Here is a 1739-nt window from a genome sequence, read left to right on the forward strand (position 1 = left end):
CCATGCACCTTTGAAGTAATGCCAACATTTTAACCAAAGACATGACCTTATTACAGCATATTAAATTTATTTAATTTATTAATAGGTTTATTAATAGGTTTAAAAATTCCTTGACAATCGGTTCGGTTTGTTCTTAAACTTCTAAATATAAAACAATCTAAAGCTGTGCATTTTGCATAGCAAAAAATAGGAGGTTTTTATGCAAAGGAAGGATTGGCTTTTGGCAGTTGCCATCTCAGCAGTATTTGCCATGCTTCTGTCATTTTCGTTCAGTATGGCTCAGACAGAAAAGCCGAAGATTGCTCCAATCTGCAAACAGTGCCACAAGCCTGATGAGAAGATACTCAGAGGCACTCTCGGCGCTGTATCAGCAAAGGCAGAGACTATTCAGATTCAAGTCGGCCCAGCAGCATGGTTAGTCAAGTTTGATGATCAAACAAAGGTAGTGGGCGCAGAGAGTCTGCCAAAGATCCCAAAGGAAAAAGAGATAGCAATAGCATTAGCAGAGAAAGAGGGTGCGCTTTATGCTGTTAGTGTGTCTGTAAAACAGCCCGCAAAGGTGCCGGAAGAAAAGCTTATAAAAACAGATGAACTCTCTAAACTGATAGCGGAAAAAGCTGATTTTGCTCTTATAGATTCAAGGCCTGGACCAAGATACCACGAAGGTCATATACCCGGGGCAATATTAATTTATGATGCAGACTTTGAAAAGAACACAGACAAGCTGCCAAAGGAAAAGGATAAGCTAATAGTCTTTTACTGCGGCGGAGTCACCTGAATGCTCTCTCCTTCCTCTGCCGGTAAGGCGGAGAAGCTCGGATATGTAAATGTAAAGGTATTTCGTGACGGCATGCCTGCATGGAAAAAAGCAGGAAATCTTGTAGTCTCCACTTCTCAATACGTGAAGGAGAACATGGATAAGGACATACCGCAGGTTATTATTGATTTAAGGCCCCCGGATGATGCCCAAAAAGGCCACATAAAAGGCGCTGTATCTATTCCGTCAAAGGAAATCAGCACTGCAAAAGACAGATTCCCTGCTGACAAAAAAGCGCCGATAGTCCTTTATGCAGATGATGCAAAAACTGCTGTCGATGCATTTAAGGTTGTAAGGGGCTGGGGATATACAAACACCTCAGTGCTTGAGGGCGGCATAGAGACATGGAAGAAGGCAGGGAACCCTGTTGTCAGCGATAAGCTTAAGACAACAATAGTCTACGTGCCGAAGCCGAGACCGGGGGAGATAGGCGTTGAAGATTTCAAGAAGATCGCAGAGACATTGCCGGCAGATAAACTCATACTTGATGTAAGGGATGAAGATGAGGCAATGCAGGGGATGCTCAAAGGGGCAAAAAATATTCCCGCACAGGACATAAAGTCAAGGCTTTCAGAAATACCAAAGGACAAAGAGCTAATCGCCCATTGCTTAACAGGGGTCAGGGCTGAAATGGCATTCCACACACTAAAGGAAGCAGGATATAAAGTAAGATTCCTCAATGCCAATATCAAAATCGACAAAGACGGCAAGTACGAGATAAGCAAGGAATAATCCTCTACAGGCGGCCAGCTTTGGCTGGCCGCCTGTTTTACCCCAATTCTACGTATTATAATTTACAATTCTGAAGTTTTATGACATATTTCCCTTCACTGCTGTCCAAAATAATCTGAAATCACAAAATCAATTCTTGTAAAATAAGGCTTTTAGACAGGTAAATCCTCATTTTCAAAATCAGGTTGTC

The 1739-nt window shown here is 42.3% G+C and carries 2 protein-coding genes; both read left to right on the forward strand.

Annotation, left to right across the window (positions count from 1 at the left end):
* The first annotated feature begins 199 nt into the window (after positions 1 to 199).
* Positions 200 to 778, forward strand: a complete 579-nt coding sequence (locus V7L97_RS12520; RefSeq protein WP_333656497.1) for a rhodanese-like domain-containing protein — start codon at positions 200 to 202, stop codon at positions 776 to 778.
* Entirely contained in the window at positions 779 to 1549 is a 771-nt protein-coding gene (locus V7L97_RS12525; protein WP_333656500.1) for a rhodanese-like domain-containing protein, read from the forward strand.
* Positions 1550 to 1739: the final 190 nt, after the last annotated feature.

The organism is Dissulfurispira sp. (assembly GCF_036745535.1).
GTDB lineage: Bacteria > Nitrospirota > Thermodesulfovibrionia > Thermodesulfovibrionales > Dissulfurispiraceae > Dissulfurispira.

Coding starts and splice junctions, on each gene's coding strand:
- V7L97_RS12520 (WP_333656497.1), top strand. CDS start 200: ATGCAAAGGAAGGATTGGCTTTTGGCAGTTGCCATCTCAGCAGTATTT.
- V7L97_RS12525 (WP_333656500.1), top strand. CDS start 779: ATGCTCTCTCCTTCCTCTGCCGGTAAGGCGGAGAAGCTCGGATATGTA.